The organism is Duodenibacillus massiliensis (assembly GCF_928721995.1).
GTDB classification, from domain to species: Bacteria; Pseudomonadota; Gammaproteobacteria; order Burkholderiales; family Burkholderiaceae_F; genus Duodenibacillus; species Duodenibacillus massiliensis.
On record NZ_OV788642.1, the window covers coordinates 1,744,122 to 1,759,527 of the forward strand.

Genomic DNA, 15,406 nt, shown 5'->3' on the forward strand with positions numbered 1-15,406 from the left:
CGCCCGCCCAACAAAAAGGCCGCGTTTCCAAAAAAGGAATGCGGCCTTTTGCGTGTTGCCTGAAAGTTTTCTAACGTGCGTCGCTCGTCTTAAAGCGCTTTTCAAGGAAACTCACAAGGCGCGTGATGGTCAGAGTCATCACGAGGTAAATCACCGCCACGGCCGACCAGATTTCCAGTGACCCGTAGGTTTCGGCAATGATCAACTGCCCCGAGCGCGTGAGCTCTTCAAAGCCGATCACGGACACAAGGGACGAGTCCTTGAGCATGGCGATAAATTCGTTTCCAAGCGGCGGAATGATGCGCTTAAAGGCCTGCGGCAGGATGATGTAGCGCATCGTCATGGACCAGTTCATCCCGAGCGAAAGCCCCGCGCGCATCTGGCCGATGTCAATCGACTGAATGCCCGCGCGGAAGATTTCCGCCACATAGGCGCCCGAATTAATGGAACAGGCCGCCACGGCCGCCACAAACGGGTCGATGCGCTGGCCGATGATGACGGGCAGGGCAAAGTAGATGATGAAGATCTGCACCAGAAGCGGTGTGCCGCGGATAAAGTCCACGTAGATCTTGCCCAAAAGCCGCAGCGGGGCAAACTTGGAAATCTGCGCGAGCGCTGCAATCAGACCGAATACGAGCCCCAGGCCCACGGAGAGCGCGGTGATTTCCAGCGTCACAAGTGCGCCCTGCAGTAACAGGGGCAGCGACCCGGTAATCAGTGAAAAATCAAACTCCATGTGTGGCTCCCAAGATTGGCTCTCAGCCGCGGCCGAGAACGCAGAAAAACAGTGAAAACAGCGGACGAAATAAGCCCCCCGGAACGCGGGGCGTCCCGGAAACGGGCTTTCTTATCAACGCATCATAAAGAAGAATCGCGCTGCGTGCGGCTTACACCGCATACGGCGGGCGGATTACTCCCCGAAGTACTTCGTGTAAAGCGCCTGGTACTCGCCGGTTTTACGGGCTTCTCTTAGGGCCTTGTTGAGCTTTTCAAGCAGCTCCGGGCGCTCTTTACTCACGGCAAACCCGAACTCTTCGGCTTTAAGGCTCTCGTCGGTGACGTGGTGGTAGCGCTTGCTCTTATTGGACTTGGCCATGAAGTAGCCGTTTACGGGCTTATCGTTAAGCACGGCGCGGCAGCCGCCGTTTAAGAGTTCCGTATAGGCTTCATTGAGCCCGTTATAGGTACGGACCGTGGCGCCGGGGATCTTGGCCGCGCGCATGGCGCCCGAGGTGCCGATCTGCACGCAGATCGGCTGATTGTCGAGATCTTTGATGCTTTTGAGTTTCGTTTTGTCTTCAGCGCGGATCACGAAGGAAAGCCCCGAGGTGTAGTAGGGATCCGTAAAAAGAACGCGCTTAGCGCGCTGCGGCGTAATGGAAATGCCCGCGGCGCCGATATCAACGGTGTTTGTGAGAATGCCCGGGACAATCGCATCAAACCCCATGTTGGCGATTTCGATGTTGTAGCCTGCTTTTTTCGCGAGCAGCCGGATGAGGTCCATGTCAAAGCCCTCGATGTCACCGGTTTTGGTGTTCACGTACTCAAAGGGCGGAAAGGTGCTTTCCGTGGCAACGCGCAGGGTCTGGGCGGCCTGCGCGCAGTGGACGCCGAACGCAGCGGCAAAAAGGACGGCACAAAGCGTCGTTTTTCTCATGGTTTGTTTCTCCGAACACAAAGAAGGCGCGCCCTTACGTCCGGCGCACCTTTCGTCTTAGCAGAACATTGTAATAAAGCCGGAGGAGGACACCGTAACAAGTCTTAGTTCGGAAGCAGGGTTTTTCTAAACCTGACAGTTTTAGTCAGCTATTTTCTGCCGGAATCTGTATCATTCCTGACAAAATTACTCGGCTATTTATTTTTTTGAGGCTGAGCGACACGATTATGAAACTGACGACACGCGGCCGCTTTGCGGTGACGAGCATGATCGACCTGGCCCTCTACGGTGACGCGGGCCCGGTGCGCTTAAGTGACATTGCCCGCCGCCAGCAGATCTCAGTGGCCTATCTTGAACAGATTTTCTGTAAGCTGCGGCGCGCCGAACTTGTGCAGTCCGTCCGCGGCCCCGGAGGCGGTTACCGCCTGGCACGGCCGACCGACAAAATCACCGCCGGAGAAATTGTCTCTGCGGTGGAAGGTAAGGTTGATGCCACGCAGTGCCGCGGGGGCGCAAGCTGCCGCGGCGGCGCCGAGTGCCTCGCGCACGGTCTGTGGTCGGAATTAAACGACCGGATGGCCGAGTTTTTAAATACGCAGACGCTCTCCGACATCCGCGACCGCTACGAAGCGCGCCACGCGCATGCCGCCGAGGCCGCCAATGAGTCGCCCGTGCGGGTGAGAATGCCCGCGCACTGATTTTTTTTGAAGAACCCGTTTTTCATCAGAAGACACTTTTAATCCATGAGGATGCGGCAACAAAAGGCCGCAGTAACAACGAATGACCCTGAAGCTTCCTGTCTACCTTGACTACTCGGCAACGACCCCGGTGGATCCGCGCGTGGCCGAAAAAATGATTCCCTACCTGTGCGAAAAGTTCGGTAACCCCGCAAGCCGCTCGCACGCCTACGGCTGGGAGGCCGAAAAGGCCGTTGAAGAAGCGCGCGCCGAAGTGGCCCGCTACATCAACGCCGATCCCCGTGAAATCGTGTGGACTTCGGGCGCAACGGAAGCCGACAACCTCGCAATCAAGGGGGTTGCGCACTTCTACAAGGATAAGGGCAAGCACCTCATTACGGTCAAGACCGAACACAAGGCTGTGCTTGACTCCATGCGCCATCTTGAAACCGAAGGTTTTGAAGTGACCTACATGGACGTTGAGGAAAACGGCCTTCTCGATCTTGCCAAGCTTGAAGCCGCCATCCGTCCGGACACGACGCTCGTTTCCGTGATGGCCGTCAACAACGAAATCGGCGTCATTCAGGATATTGCCGCAATCGGCGAAATGTGCCGCAGGCACGGCGTGCTTTACCACTGCGACGCCACGCAGGCTGTGGGCAAGATGGACCTGGATACGGAAAAACTCAAGATTGACCTCATGAGCCTTTCCGGTCACAAGGTTTACGGCCCCAAGGGTATCGGTGCCCTTTACGTACGCCGCAAGCCCCGTGTTCGTATCGAACCGCAGATTCACGGGGGCGGACACGAACGCGGCATGCGCTCTGGCACGCTGCCTACGCACCAGATTGTCGGTATGGGTGAAGCCTACCGCCTCGCGCGCCTGGAGCAGGCCGAGGAAATCAAGCGTATCGCCGCTCTTCGCGACCGCTTAAAGGACGGGATCGAAAAGAACATCCCCGAAATCGTCATTAACGGCGACATGGAGCACCGCGTCTGCTCCAACCTTAACGTGTCCTTCAATTTCATCGAAGGCGAAAGCCTCATGATGGCCGTCAAGGACTTGGCGGTGAGTTCTGGCTCTGCCTGCACCTCGGCTTCGCTTGAGCCGAGTTACGTGCTGAAGTCTCTGGGCAGAAGCGATGAACTTGCGCACAGCTCGATCCGCTTTACGCTCGGGCGCTTTACGACCGAAGAAGAAATCGATTTTGCCGTGAAGCTTCTCACGGAAAAAGTCGCGAAGCTGCGTGAGCTCTCGCCCCTGTGGGAAATGCACCAGCAGGGCATCGACATGGCCCAGGTGAAGTGGAGCGAACACTGAGTCTTTGACCGTACCCCGGGCTCTGCTTTATAAAGCGCGTCCGGGGAAAATCACGAATTTTCCGGAGTGAAGAAGAAATGCCTTACAGCGAAAAACTGATGGACCACTACGAGCATCCCCGCAACGTGGGAACGCTTGACAAGGATGACGCCAACGTCGGCACCGGTATGGTGGGGGCCCCCGCCTGCGGTGACGTGATGCGCCTGCAGATTAAGGTCAACGACAAGGGCGTGATTGAAGACGCCAAATTTAAGACCTACGGCTGCGGCTCGGCGATTGCCTCGAGTTCTCTGGTGACCGAATGGGTGAAAGGTAAGAGCCTGGACGATGCAGCCAAGATCTCCAACAGCGCGATTGCCGAGGAGCTCGCCCTTCCGCCCGTGAAGATTCACTGCTCGATTCTCGCCGAAGATGCGGTAAAGGCCGCCATTGACGACTACAAGAAGAAGCAGCAGGCAAAGTAAGCCCGCGCAGGACACCGGATTTCAGGAGTAAAGGATTATGGCAGTCACACTAACGGAAGCCGCCGCCAAGCACGTTGCAGCCTATCTTGCCAAGCGCGGCAAGGGCATTGGTTTAAGGCTCGGCGTAAAAACCTCGGGTTGCTCGGGGATGGCCTATAAGCTTGAGTTTGCCGATGCCGTGAACGACGATGATCAGATGTGGGAAAGTCACGGCGTCAAGGTGATTGTTGACGCAAAGAGTCTTCCCTACATTGACGGCACCGAACTTGACTATGTCAAGGAGGGCCTGCAGGAAGGCTTTAAGTACAACAATCCGCAGGAAAAAGAGACCTGCGGGTGCGGTAAGTCCTTTCACGTCTGATTTTTGATCATGCAGATGACGTCTTTTGTACTGCTCGGGGTTCCCGAGCAGTTCAGGCTTGATCCGGCCGCGATTGAAGCGGGCTGGAAAAAAGCCATTGCCGCGGTGCACCCCGACCGCTTTGCCGACCGCTCAGCCGCCGAGCGCCGCGTGGCCGAGCAGTGGGCGGGCCGCATCAACGAAGCGCGCGATGCTTTGATGACGCCGGTTGCCCGGGCCACGGAATTGCTGAAACTCAGGGGCCGCGACATCAAAAGCGAAACCGACACGCACATGGACACGGCCTTTCTCATGCAGCAGATGCAGTGGCGGGAAGCCGCTGAAGAAGCGCAGGGTGAGGCCCGGGACAAGTTGATCGCCGAAGTGGACGCCGCGCGCACGAAGGAAATCGGCGTATTGGCTGCGGCGCTTGATGACGCCAGGGACAATGACGCGGCGATTCAGTCCGTGCGGCGCCTCATGTTTATTGAAAAGATGCGCGCGGAACTCGCGGGCAGTGATGTACGTAAGGAATTCTGATCATGGGGCTCATGCAGATTGCCGAACCGGGTTTGTCCGCGGCGCCGCACGAGGAGCGGCTTGCGGTCGGTATTGACCTCGGCACCACTAATTCCCTTGTGGCAAGCGTCGTAAGCGGCGCAGCCGAAGTGATCCGCGACGATGAGGGGCGGGCGCTTCTGCCTTCAATCGTCCGGTATCTCGCCGACGGCACCGTGCACACGGGCTGGCAGGCCGCGGTCGAGCAGGCCGACGATCCCTTAAACACCATCAGTTCAGCCAAGCGCCTGATCGGCCGGGGGCTTAAAGACATCGCCGGGAACATCACGCTTCCCTACCGCTTTGTGCCGGGCGAAGGGATGGTGAAAATTGAAACCGCGGCGGGCGTGAAAACCCCCGTGGAAGTCTCATCTGAAGTTTTAAAGGCCCTGAAAGCGCGCGCTGAAGCGCGCCTCGGCGGGGAGCTTGTGGGGGCCGTGATTACGGTGCCCGCGTACTTTGACGACGCGCAGCGCCAGGCCACCAAGGACGCGGCGCGTCTGGCGGGGCTTAACGTTCTGCGGCTTTTGAATGAACCGACGGCTGCGGCGCTCGCCTACGGGCTTGATAACGCCGCGGAAGGCCTTTATCTCATCTATGACCTCGGGGGCGGCACCTTTGACGTGTCGCTGCTGGAACTCACCAAGGGTGTTTTTGAAGTGCTCGCCACGGGCGGCAACTCCGCCTTGGGGGGCGATGACTTCGATCACCGCGTCGTCTGCTGGGCGCTTGAAGGCGTTGCCGGTCAGGGCGAGGGGATTCTCACGCCCAAAGACAAACGCAGGCTCACGCTCGCGGCGAAAAAAGCGCGCGAAGCGCTCACCGACACCGATGCGGTGGTTTTAAAGCTCGAACTCTCCGACGGCCGCACAATTGAAAAAACGCTCACCCGCGCGGCTTTTGACGACATGGTCTTTCCGCTTGTGCAAAAGACAACGGACGCCGTGGAAAACGTTTTAAAGGACGCCAAAAAAAGCGCCGCCGATATTAAGGGCGTGGTGCTTGTGGGGGGCGCAACGCGCATGCCCTGCGTGCGCAAGGCCGTTGATGCGTATTTCGGAAAGGCGCCGCTTTGCAACATCGACCCGGACCAGGTGGTGGCCGTGGGCGCAGCGATGCAGGCCAATAAGCTTGCCGGTAACGTTGCCGAAGGCGACGACTGGCTGCTTCTGGACGTCACGCCGTTGTCCCTGGGCCTGGAAACCATGGGCGGGCTCGTTGAAAAAGTCATTCCCAGAAACACCGCAATACCGGTGGCGATGGCGCAGGACTTCACGACCTTTAAGGACGGACAGACCGCGATGGCCATTCATGTGGTGCAGGGCGAACGCGAAGTGGTGGACGCCTGCCGGTCGCTTGCGCGCTTTGAATTGCGCGGGATCCCGCCGCTGGCAGCCGGTGCTGCCCGCATCCGCGTGACCTTTCAGATTGACGCCGACGGCCTTTTGTCGGTCTCAGCCCGCGAACAGCACACCGGGGTGGAAAGTTCCATCACCGTGAAACCGAGTTACGGGTTAAGTGACGAGGATATCGTGCGGATGCTTAAAGACGGGTCGAGCTCGGCTGAAAGCGACATGCACGAGAGGGAACTGCGTGAAAACCGCGTGGAAGCCGACCGTCTCATCGAATCCACGGATTCGGCCTTGGCTCAGGACGGAGACCTTTTGGATGACGCCGAGCGCCGCACGATTGATGCAGCTGAAGCGGCACTTAAAAAGACCGCTTCAGGGACGGACGCCGCCGCCATTAAAAAGGCGCTTGATGAGCTCACACGCGTCACGGGCGACTTTGCCGCACGGCGCATGGACCGCTCGATCCGTCAGGCCCTGGCCGGCCAAAGCTTAAGTGACATCAAGATTTAAAAACACAAATTATCAGGAGATTAACCATGCCATTTGTAACGATTCTTCCGAACGAAAAACTCTGCCCGCAGGGCGCCAAAATTGAAGTCAAAACGGGTGAAAAGCTCGCGCAGAGCCTCAATAAGGCGGGCATCAATCTGCCGCACGCCTGCGAGTACAACTGCGCCTGCGCGACCTGCCACGTGATTGTGAAGGAGGGGTTTGAGAGCCTCGGTGAGCCCTCCGACGACGAGTACGATCAGCTCGACAACGCCTTCGGCGCCACAAGCGAATCGCGCCTTGCCTGCCAGACCGTGATGGGTGACAAAGACATCACCATTGAGATTCCGAAAAATAACCGCAATCTCGTCAACGAATAAGCCGTTTTCGGCCGCTGCCGGTGTTTTTCGTGAGCACCGGCTTTTTTCTTTTTGCCTGGGAGAGAAAATCATGGGACTCAAATGGACCGACAGCCGCGCCATTGCCGAAGAGCTTTACGACAATGAGCCGGACCTGGACCCGACAACGCTCAGAATGACGGAACTGCACGCCAAAATTCTGGCGCTTCCGGATTTTGACGATGACCCGCAGGCTTCCACCGAAGCGCGCCTTGAGGCGATCCTTCAGATTTGGATTGACGAGCGCGACTGACCGCGGGAAAAACTCCTAGGAGCTTAAGGTCCGCATAATTCTCCTAGTGATTTCCCCAGTAGGGACGCCCTTTTTTGTTATGGTTTTAAGTTTCGCATAAGCTCATAATGCGCCCTGCAGAATAAAAGAGAAATCCCCCGATTCAGGAGAAAAAGAAAATGCTGCGTACTGCTCTGATGACGTTGGCTGTAGTGAGCGCCGGCCTCATGGCTGTGAGCCAGGCTTCGGCCGCTGATAAGTTTCTGGCTGACCGCCATGTCGCAAAGGGGGTGAGCTGCGAGATGTGTCACGGTAAGGGCAATCCCGCCGAGCTTGATCCGCCCGACATCAATACCTGCACGAAGTGCCATCCGACGCAGGCTCTGGTGAATAAGACGAAAAACGTCAAGCCCCACAACCCGCACACCTCTCCGCACTACCAGGATAAGCTCGAGTGCACGAACTGCCACCTAGGCCACGAAAAGAGCGAAAACTTCTGCGCTCAGTGCCACGACTTTAAGTTCAATGTTCCGTAGTCTTTGCTGACTGCCGGATAAAAAAGAAGGGAGCCGCTAAAAAACGGTTCCCTTTTTTGTACCTGCGGATAAGAATCAGGCTGAAAGCGTGAGCACCACCGGTGCGTGATCGCTCGGCTTTTCGGTGGCTCTCGGGGCCGTATCGACCGCAACGTCTTTAATGCGCTGCGTCAGCGGCTCGGCAGCGAGCATCAGATCGATTCTCAGGCCGTGGTTCTTTTCAAAACCGCTTTGGCGGTAATCCCACCAGGAGTAGGTTTCGGGGGCGTGCAGTTCCAGGTTCCACGTGTCGGTGAGGCCGGCGGCAAGCAGTGTTTTTAACGCACTGCGCTCGGGTTCGCTCACCAAAATGTTGCCTTTCCAGCTCTCCGGATTCCAGACATCGGCGTCCGTGGGCGCAATGTTGTAGTCTCCGACAATCATGAGGGGATTGCCGGCAGCAATTTCAGCGCGCGTCCAGTGGGTCAGTGCCGAGAGCCAGTCAAGCTTATAGAGGTACTTGTCGCAGCCCACGGCCTGGCCGTTGGGAACATAAACGCCCGCAAGCCGCACGAGGGCACCGTCCTTACCTGTGATTGTCGCGGCGATAAAGCGCTTCTGTTCGTCCGGATAATGCGGAATCCCCGTAACGACATCCTCGACTTTTGCGACGGTTTCGCGTCTGACGGCAAGCGCCACCCCGTTATAGGTCTTTTGCCCGAAGACATACGTATCGTACCCTGCGGCGTCAAATGCGTCGCGCGGAAAGAGGTCGTCTGTTGTTTTGATTTCCTGCATCGCGAGCACGTCGGTTCCGGAGGCTTGAAGCCACGCGCAGACCTGCGGGGCGCGCACTTTGATGCTGTTTACGTTCCAGGTGGCAATTTTCACGGTGTTGTGTTCTGTTGTTTGGTTTTGGAAAGAAGTCCGAGGACGGTGAGCGCCTCAACGGTCTCAAAGGTAAGAAGCCCGCGCCGTGCGCAGTCTTTGAGCTCTTCAGTATCCACGGCGTCAAAGCGTTCCACTTCGCCGTCGGTGTTTTGGGGCGTCACGTCTTCAGCGACCTCTGCGCGGTATGTGTATGTGATTTCCCGCATCCAGCCTTCCCTGACGCGCCGTTCAATCAACGTGACGGCACAGCCGGGGTGAAACTGACAGACCTCGGGCGTAAGTCCCGACTCTTCGGCGGTTTCCCGGATGAGCGCTTCCTGCACGGTTTCGCCCGCGGCAATCAGCCCGCTAGCGAGCGTATCGTAAAGCCCCGGATCAATTGCTTTATGTGCGCTTCTTTTGCCGAGCCAAAATTTTCCTGAAGGGGTGGAGGCAACCGCATAAACGCAGCGGGTTGTGAGCCCGAGAAACCGAAAAAGGCCGCGCTCGGCGTGCGCAATGACCGTTGCGTCGTCTTCGGCCAACACGTCAAGCGCTTCATTTCGCCACTGAAAAAACGCGTGACGCCGCCAGAGCGCTGCCGCGAGGTCAGCCAAAAACGCGTCGGAAGCCGCGGGAAGGGTGAGCGTGAGGGTTTCTCCCTTCAGTGAAAAGGCGGATGCCAGAGGCTTTTCGAGCCTTTCGATAAAGGCGAGGTTTTCGCGCGTGACAAGGCCGGCTCTCTGCCCGTTAACCGACAGCAAAAGAGCCCCGGCGGGCCGGGGCTCTCGCGTCACGCCGTCAAACTGAACCGGCATGAATCGTCCTTTGCGGCTTACGCTTCAAGACGCAGCGTCGGGAAGAGCAGCACGTCGCGGATCGTGGAGGCGTTCGTTAAAAGCATCACGAAGCGGTCAATGCCGATACCGCAGCCCGCGGTCGGCGGCAGCCCGTACTCGAGCGCGCGGATAAAGTCCGCATCGTAGTACATGGCTTCATCGTCGCCGTGGGTCTTGGCGTCAGCCTGCGCCTGGAAGCGCCGCGCCTGATCTTCGGGGTCGTTGAGTTCGGAAAAGCCGTTGGCGGTCTCGCGCCCGTAGATAAAGAGTTCAAACCGTTCGGTAAGTTCCGGATGGGTGTCGGAAGCGCGGGCCAAAGGCGAAATCTCGACCGGGTAGTCGATGATGAACGTGGGCTCAATGAGCTTGGACTCTGCCACGGCTTCAAACAGCCCCATCACGAGCGCACCCATGCCGACCCAGTCGGGCTGGGGCTCTCCGAGGCGCTTAAGTTCTGCTCTGAGGAACGCCTCATCCGTGAGGTTTTCCGGCGTGTACTGCGGCGCGTACTTCATGATTGCCTGTTCGGGCGTGAGCCGCGCAAAGGGTTTCGAAAGATCAATTTCAGTGCCCTGGTAGTTGAGCACCATCGAGCCCGTTGCCTTCTGAGCCACGGTTCTCAGGAGGTTTTCCGTAAATTCCATCTGATCGCGGTACGTCCAGTAGGTGGCGTAAAACTCGATCGTCGTGAATTCCGGGTTGTGGCGCGTGTCGATGCCTTCGTTACGGAAGCACCGGTTGATTTCAAAGACGCGCTCAAAGCCGCCCACCACGAGGCGCTTGAGATAAAGCTCGGGGGCAATCCGCAGGAACAGGTCCATGTCAAGCGCGTTGTGATGCGTCACAAAGGGCTTGGCGTTGGCGCCGCCCGGGATGGGGTTGAGCATCGGCGTTTCCACTTCCATGAAGCGGTGCGCCTGCATGTATTCGCGGATCGAAGCCACAACCTTGGAGCGCGTTTCAAAGCGCGTGCGGCTTTCCGGATTGATGATGAGATCGGCGTAGCGCTGACGGCAGCACTGTTCCGGATCCTGCAGGCCCTTAAATTTATTGGGCAGCGGCCGGATACTCTTTGTGAGCAGCCGGATTTTGGTGACGTGCACCGAGAGCTCTCCGCGGTTGGTGCGGAAAAGGCGCCCTTGGGCGGCGACAATGTCCCCGAGGTCCATCGCCTTAAACTGCGCAAACGCTTCATCGCCCACTTCGCTCGGGGTGATGAAGTACTGCATGTCGCCTGTGAAGTCATGCATGGTCGCAAAGGCGGCTTTACCCATGACGCGCTTCAGCATCATGCGGCCGGAAACGGCGACTTCGGGCTTAAGTTCCTCGAGTTCTTCGCGGCTTTTGTCGCCAAACTTGGCGCGCAGGTCCCCGAAAAGGTCCTTGCGCACGAAATCGTTGGGGTAGGCGACACCGGCTTCACGCAGGCGTGCGAGCTTGGCACGGCGCTCGGCGATGATGTGGTTTTCATCCTCAGCTGCGGCTGCCGGGGCTTGATTCTTGTTGTTCTGTTCGGTCATTTTCTCTTTTTTCCGAAAAATAGTTGTGTCCGTTTGGGCCGTCCGGTTAAATGCCCTGCTTGAGGCTTGCCTCAATAAACTGATCCAGGTCGCCGTCCAGAACCGCACCGGTGTTGCCGGTTTCAACGTTGGTCCGGAGATCCTTAACGCGGGACTGATCGAGAACGTAACTTCTGATCTGGTGTCCCCAGCCGATGTCGCTCTTACTTTCCTCAAGTTTTTCCTGTGCGGCCATGCGTTTTCTGAGTTCGGCTTCGTAAAGCTTGGCCTTTAACTGGCGCATGGCCTGCTCACGGTTGTTGTGCTGGCTGCGGTCATCCTGACAGACGGTGACGATACCGGTCGGAATATGGGTGATGCGCACCGCGGATTCCGTTTTCTGCACGTGCTGGCCGCCCGCACCGGAAGCGCGGAAGACGTCAACGCGAAGGTCCGCCGGATTAATCGTGATTTCAATGGAATCGTCGACCTCGGGGTAGACGTAGACGCTGGCAAAGGACGTGTGGCGGCGGGCGTTGGCGTCAAAGGGGCTTTTTCTCACCAGACGGTGAATGCCGGTTTCAGTTCTGAGCGTGCCGTAGGCCCATTCGCCCTCGATAAAGATCGTGCAGCCTTTGATCCCTGCGACGTCACCCTCGGTTTCTTCGGTGAGTTTGGCGGAAAACCCGGAGCGTTCGGCATACCTCAGATACATGCGCTCAAGCATCGAGGCCCAGTCCTGGGCTTCGGTGCCGCCTGCGCCCGCCTGAATTTCGAGGTAGCAGTTGGCGCTGTCCATCGGCTGATTGAACATGCGCTTGAATTCGAGCTTTTCAACGTCTTTTTCAAAGCCTTCGACTTCGGCGGCAACCGTTTCGGCGCCGGCTTCATCGTTGTCGACCAGGCTCATCTCAAAGAGCTCTTTGGCGTCGGCTATGCCCGATGTGAGACGCTTGAAACTGCCGCACAGATCCTCAAGCGTTTTCTTTTCCTTGCTGATTTTCTGCGCGTGTTCCGGATCGTTCCAGAGATCCGGATTTTCCATTTCGCGGTTTACTTCTTCGAGTCGGCGCTCCTTGCGGTCGACGTCAAAGATACCCCCTAAGCTCAACAAGACGGTGAGCTAAATCTTCACAGAGGTTCGTGATGTGGTTGATGCGTTCGGCTTCCATCATGTCCCTACAAATATGTATTCGTCAAACGGTCCGCACGGGCGGATTCACGCGTGAACCCGGCCTCTTTCAAAAAAGTGCTTTTCGTGCGGAGAAACTGTGAATTATAAGGGAGCAGGACCGCTTACAAAAGCCCGCGGGGCGCGTTTTTCTTTCGAAAAATGAAAGCTTAAGCGCCTTCAGCGGCTTCAACGACGAGCTGCACGGTGCACCGCCCCTGAAATTCATTGATTTCAGGGCGGTACGCCAGGCGTACCTTGGCCGGCAACGGTGTGTTTCTGCGGAAAAAAATCGCGTCAAAGCGCATGTCGCCGAGTTCGAGCAAAATCTTTAAGTGCGTTTCCTTCAAAACGCGCTGCGAAAGCACCGTAAAGTCATTGGCAAAAAGGGGCCTTTCAAAGCCCTGCCCCCAGATGCGCGCGCTGATCGCTTCCACCAGAGGAAACGTGATCTCTTCGGGACTTAACGCGCCGTCTACAAGCACCACGCGGTTAAAGACGGAGGCGTCGTACATTTCGGAGACTGCCTGCTCAAAAAGCGCGCTGAAGCGCCGCAGGTTTTCCTTGCGGATCGTAAGGCCCGCGGCCATGGCGTGGCCGCCGAAGCGCACGATGACGTCCGGAGCAATTTTGCTCACCCGATCCAGGGCATCTCTGAGGTGAATTCCCTCGATTGAGCGCCCCGACCCCTTGAGTTCTTCTTCGCCGTCACAGGCAAAGGCAATCACCGGACGGTGGATTTTTTCCTTGACGCGGCTTGCCACAAGTCCCACCACACCCTGATGCCAGCTCTCGTCAAAAAGCGTAACGGTGGCACGGCTGTGCCAGTCAAGCTGCGCGACGTATTCGCTCGCGTCGTTTTGCATGGTGTCTTCCAGACCGCGCCGCTCTTTGTTGAGTTCCTCAAGTTTTTCGGCGCAGAGCTGTGCGTGATCGGGGTTGTCGGTTAAAAGACATTCAATACCGACACCCATTTCCGTGAGGCGCCCTGCGGCGTTGATGCGCGGGGCGACCGCAAAGGCAATGTCGCGCGCCGAAGCCTTCTGCCAGTCGCGGCCCGCGACGGTAAAAAGCGCGGAAATGCCCGGGGCGGCAAGGCCCCGGCGGATGCGTCCGAGCCCCTGCGCCACAAGAATGCGGTTGTTTTTGTCGAGTCTCACGACATCAGCGACCGTCCCCAAGGCAACGAGGTCGCTTAACGCATCAAGCCTCGGCTGTGTTTCTGCGGTAAACACACCCCGGCGTCTCAGCTCCGCACGCAGCGCAAGAAGCACGTAGTACATCACACCACAGCCGGCAAGGGACTTACTCGGGAAGGTACTTGTTTTTACGTTGGGGTTCACGATGCAGGCAGCCTCGGGCAGCACATCCGCGGGCAGATGGTGGTCGGTGACCAAAACGTCGATTCCGAGCGCCTTGGCGTGCGCCACACCCTCAATGCTTGCTATGCCGTTATCAACCGTGATGATGAGATCGGGGTTCGGCGTGCGTTCCGCACACATGTCCACGATCTCGGGCGTAAGCCCGTAGCCGAGCTTAAAGCGGTCAGGGACGATGTAGTCGGCGGCAATCCCCATGAGGTTGAGCCCCTTCATCGCCACGGCGCAGGCCGTTGCCCCGTCACAGTCGTAGTCGGCAACGATGATGACGCGGCCCTTCTTTTCCCTGAGGTCGGCTAAAAGGCGGGCTGCTTTTTCGGTGCCTTCAAGCGCTGACGGAGGGAGCATCGCCTTCCAGTCTTCCCGCAGGTCTTCGTTTGAGGTGACCCCGCGGGCCGCGAGAGCCTGCGCGACGGGCCGCAGTACTCCGCCGTGCACCAGTGTTTCAAACGCCTGCTTGTCGTAAGGACGCAGCTGAAAAAGAGTGGTCATGATGAATTAATCCGGTTCGAAAAGCCAGGCTTCGGCAGTAAGCCCGCTGTTTCCCCTGAGGCGCTCCAAAAGGCTTAAGGCGCGTGCGGCGGCCCCGGGAAGTCTCACCGGAACCGACACCGTGTGCGTCATGCCGCAGGCAACAACAAGCGCCTGATCACAGTTTTTGATGCGGGAGGCGGCAGCAAGCGTTTCGATGTGCGTGACAAGCGCCGGAAGTTTTTCACTCCAGGTTTTCCAGTCGCGCGTGAGCCACGGCTCGTAAAGGTCCTCAAGCACGGCAATGCATTCGCCCGGAGGGGCATCCCCGGGCCAGGTCTCTGCGTCCTTGGCTTTTCCGGTGCGGTGGTTGAGAATCCCGGCTTCCTGAGCCCAGCCCAAAACAGCCGGTTCGTCGGTGAGGACGCTGCGGATTTTGGTGGGTGGATAAAAGCGCTCGCCGTGACCGCCCCCGTCAATCCAGGTGAAGTTGACTTGGGTACCGTCTGTTGTGATGCGGACGCCGGCCAAGAGGCTGTTGATGGTTCTCACCGTTTCCTGCGCTTTCGGTAATGCGTCGGGCGCCGCATCAGAGCGCGCGGCCAGGGCGCAATCCCGGTTAATGACTCCTGCGCGCAGCGCGGGCCAGGCGGCCGCTTCCACGCCCCAGTCCGTCTTGCGGGTGAGGTAAAACGTCTGATCCCAGCGTTGCAGCACAAAGCCCGCCTGATCAAGAGGCGCTCTGAGTAACTGCGCAAGGCTCTCGGCCGCGTCATTTGTGATGCGGCCGTCCAGGTCCGTAAGTGCCGTGCCGTCATCGTGAGCAAAGTGCATGCGCCAGATTTCGCCCGAAAGTTCCGGCCCCTGATCCATAAGCCAGGCGTAGGGAGCTGAGGCAAACGGCAGGGGCTTTCGCGTAAGCACCCGCCAGAGCCATGCCAGATGCACACTTGCTGCCGCAGGGCCGGCGGTGAGCACCTGCGTGACGGCGTCGCCCGCCGCAGCGCGTGTGATGCGTCCCGCAACGGCAAGCGTTTCGGCTGAGAGAAAGGGGCGCGCCGCTTCAGGCAGCAGCAAGCCCGGAATCAGAAAATAAACCTGGGTCATTAAAGGAAAGCCAAACAAAATCCGGCGTTTTTTGTTTTTCTTGCGCCGGATTGCGTTAAGTCGTTGT

17 protein-coding genes are annotated in these 15,406 nt (G+C 58.1%); 9 read left to right on the forward strand and 8 right to left on the reverse strand.

Translation table 11 applies throughout. From position 1 onward, the window contains the following. Nucleotides 1-70: 70 nt before the first annotated feature. Nucleotides 71-736 (reverse strand): amino acid ABC transporter permease, encoded by a 666-nt coding sequence (locus tag NXF97_RS08045; protein WP_074009207.1) that lies wholly within the window; start codon nucleotides 734-736, stop codon nucleotides 71-73. 174 nt (nucleotides 737-910) lie between these two features. Further along, a complete protein-coding gene (locus NXF97_RS08050) occupies nucleotides 911-1,657 on the reverse strand; it encodes a basic amino acid ABC transporter substrate-binding protein (RefSeq protein ID WP_274955674.1) in 747 nt (248 codons plus the stop codon). Between the two features lie 227 nt (nucleotides 1,658-1,884). Between NXF97_RS08050 and NXF97_RS08055 the strand changes: the two genes are divergently transcribed. The 9 genes from NXF97_RS08055 to NXF97_RS08095 all read left to right on the forward strand — a co-directional run bounded on the left by NXF97_RS08055 (nucleotide 1,885) and on the right by NXF97_RS08095 (nucleotide 8,024). Then, nucleotides 1,885-2,355, forward strand: coding sequence for an Rrf2 family transcriptional regulator (locus NXF97_RS08055; protein ID WP_074009206.1), 471 nt, complete (start codon nucleotides 1,885-1,887; stop codon nucleotides 2,353-2,355). Nucleotides 2,356-2,437: 82 nt separating this feature from the next. Then, nucleotides 2,438-3,655: an IscS subfamily cysteine desulfurase gene (locus NXF97_RS08060; protein ID WP_274955675.1), complete on the forward strand. Its 1,218-nt coding sequence runs from the start codon at nucleotides 2,438-2,440 to the stop codon at nucleotides 3,653-3,655. A gap of 77 nt (nucleotides 3,656-3,732) precedes the next feature. Beyond that, nucleotides 3,733-4,119 carry a Fe-S cluster assembly scaffold IscU gene (gene iscU / locus NXF97_RS08065; protein ID WP_022373458.1) on the forward strand — a complete coding sequence of 129 codons (387 nt, stop codon included), beginning with the start codon at nucleotides 3,733-3,735 and terminating at the stop codon, nucleotides 4,117-4,119. Between the two features lie 37 nt (nucleotides 4,120-4,156). Beyond that, nucleotides 4,157-4,480, forward strand: coding sequence for an iron-sulfur cluster assembly protein IscA (gene iscA, locus NXF97_RS08070; protein ID WP_022373459.1), 324 nt, complete (start codon nucleotides 4,157-4,159; stop codon nucleotides 4,478-4,480). Between the two features lie 9 nt (nucleotides 4,481-4,489). After that, a complete protein-coding gene (gene hscB, locus NXF97_RS08075; protein WP_274955676.1) occupies nucleotides 4,490-4,999 on the forward strand; it encodes a Fe-S protein assembly co-chaperone HscB in 510 nt (169 codons plus the stop codon). Nucleotides 5,000-5,001: 2 nt separating this feature from the next. After that, nucleotides 5,002-6,879: a Fe-S protein assembly chaperone HscA gene (gene hscA, locus NXF97_RS08080; RefSeq protein WP_274955677.1), complete on the forward strand. Its 1,878-nt coding sequence runs from the start codon at nucleotides 5,002-5,004 to the stop codon at nucleotides 6,877-6,879. A 26-nt stretch (nucleotides 6,880-6,905) separates the two neighbouring features. Further along, nucleotides 6,906-7,238: an ISC system 2Fe-2S type ferredoxin gene (fdx, locus tag NXF97_RS08085; RefSeq protein ID WP_022373463.1), complete on the forward strand. Its 333-nt coding sequence runs from the start codon at nucleotides 6,906-6,908 to the stop codon at nucleotides 7,236-7,238. Nucleotides 7,239-7,308: 70 nt separating this feature from the next. Next, nucleotides 7,309-7,509: a Fe-S cluster assembly protein IscX gene (gene iscX, locus NXF97_RS08090; RefSeq protein ID WP_074009202.1), complete on the forward strand. Its 201-nt coding sequence runs from the start codon at nucleotides 7,309-7,311 to the stop codon at nucleotides 7,507-7,509. Between the two features lie 158 nt (nucleotides 7,510-7,667). After that, nucleotides 7,668-8,024, forward strand: a complete 357-nt coding sequence (locus NXF97_RS08095) for a cytochrome c3 family protein (protein ID WP_022373465.1) — start codon at nucleotides 7,668-7,670, stop codon at nucleotides 8,022-8,024. 75 nt (nucleotides 8,025-8,099) lie between these two features. Here the strand turns inward: NXF97_RS08095 and xth are convergent, their stop codons facing one another. The 6 genes from xth to NXF97_RS08125 form a co-directional block, all read right to left on the reverse strand. Then, nucleotides 8,100-8,894 carry an exodeoxyribonuclease III gene (gene xth, locus NXF97_RS08100; RefSeq protein ID WP_274955678.1) on the reverse strand — a complete coding sequence of 265 codons (795 nt, stop codon included), beginning with the start codon at nucleotides 8,892-8,894 and terminating at the stop codon, nucleotides 8,100-8,102. Continuing rightward, a complete protein-coding gene (locus NXF97_RS08105; RefSeq protein ID WP_274955679.1) occupies nucleotides 8,891-9,691 on the reverse strand; it encodes an NUDIX domain-containing protein in 801 nt (266 codons plus the stop codon). Before NXF97_RS08105 ends, xth begins: the two co-directional genes overlap by 4 nt. Before the next feature lie 17 nt (nucleotides 9,692-9,708). Continuing rightward, nucleotides 9,709-11,232: a lysine--tRNA ligase gene (lysS, locus tag NXF97_RS08110; RefSeq protein ID WP_022373468.1), complete on the reverse strand. Its 1,524-nt coding sequence runs from the start codon at nucleotides 11,230-11,232 to the stop codon at nucleotides 9,709-9,711. 46 nt (nucleotides 11,233-11,278) lie between these two features. Next, nucleotides 11,279-12,383, reverse strand: a protein-coding gene (prfB, locus tag NXF97_RS08115) for a peptide chain release factor 2 (RefSeq protein ID WP_274956734.1) whose coding sequence is annotated in 2 segments (ribosomal slippage) — nucleotides 11,279-12,301 and nucleotides 12,303-12,383 — 1,104 coding nt in all. Because the reading frame shifts where the segments join, the coding sequence is not laid out codon by codon here. Between the two features lie 169 nt (nucleotides 12,384-12,552). Next, nucleotides 12,553-14,253: a single-stranded-DNA-specific exonuclease RecJ gene (recJ, locus tag NXF97_RS08120; RefSeq protein WP_274955680.1), complete on the reverse strand. Its 1,701-nt coding sequence runs from the start codon at nucleotides 14,251-14,253 to the stop codon at nucleotides 12,553-12,555. A gap of 6 nt (nucleotides 14,254-14,259) precedes the next feature. Then, a complete protein-coding gene (locus tag NXF97_RS08125) occupies nucleotides 14,260-15,339 on the reverse strand; it encodes a hypothetical protein (protein ID WP_274955681.1) in 1,080 nt (359 codons plus the stop codon). Nucleotides 15,340-15,406 lie beyond the last annotated feature (67 nt).

Coding starts and splice junctions, on each gene's coding strand:
- NXF97_RS08045 (WP_074009207.1), bottom strand. CDS start 736: ATGGAGTTTGATTTTTCACTGATTACCGGGTCGCTGCCCCTGTTACTG.
- NXF97_RS08050 (WP_274955674.1), bottom strand. CDS start 1,657: ATGAGAAAAACGACGCTTTGTGCCGTCCTTTTTGCCGCTGCGTTCGGC.
- NXF97_RS08055 (WP_074009206.1), top strand. CDS start 1,885: ATGAAACTGACGACACGCGGCCGCTTTGCGGTGACGAGCATGATCGAC.
- NXF97_RS08060 (WP_274955675.1), top strand. CDS start 2,438: ATGACCCTGAAGCTTCCTGTCTACCTTGACTACTCGGCAACGACCCCG.
- iscU (WP_022373458.1), top strand. CDS start 3,733: ATGCCTTACAGCGAAAAACTGATGGACCACTACGAGCATCCCCGCAAC.
- iscA (WP_022373459.1), top strand. CDS start 4,157: ATGGCAGTCACACTAACGGAAGCCGCCGCCAAGCACGTTGCAGCCTAT.
- hscB (WP_274955676.1), top strand. CDS start 4,490: ATGCAGATGACGTCTTTTGTACTGCTCGGGGTTCCCGAGCAGTTCAGG.
- hscA (WP_274955677.1), top strand. CDS start 5,002: ATGGGGCTCATGCAGATTGCCGAACCGGGTTTGTCCGCGGCGCCGCAC.
- fdx (WP_022373463.1), top strand. CDS start 6,906: ATGCCATTTGTAACGATTCTTCCGAACGAAAAACTCTGCCCGCAGGGC.
- iscX (WP_074009202.1), top strand. CDS start 7,309: ATGGGACTCAAATGGACCGACAGCCGCGCCATTGCCGAAGAGCTTTAC.
- NXF97_RS08095 (WP_022373465.1), top strand. CDS start 7,668: ATGCTGCGTACTGCTCTGATGACGTTGGCTGTAGTGAGCGCCGGCCTC.
- NXF97_RS08105 (WP_274955679.1), bottom strand. CDS start 9,691: ATGCCGGTTCAGTTTGACGGCGTGACGCGAGAGCCCCGGCCCGCCGGG.
- lysS (WP_022373468.1), bottom strand. CDS start 11,232: ATGACCGAACAGAACAACAAGAATCAAGCCCCGGCAGCCGCAGCTGAG.
- recJ (WP_274955680.1), bottom strand. CDS start 14,253: ATGACCACTCTTTTTCAGCTGCGTCCTTACGACAAGCAGGCGTTTGAA.
- NXF97_RS08125 (WP_274955681.1), bottom strand. CDS start 15,339: ATGACCCAGGTTTATTTTCTGATTCCGGGCTTGCTGCTGCCTGAAGCG.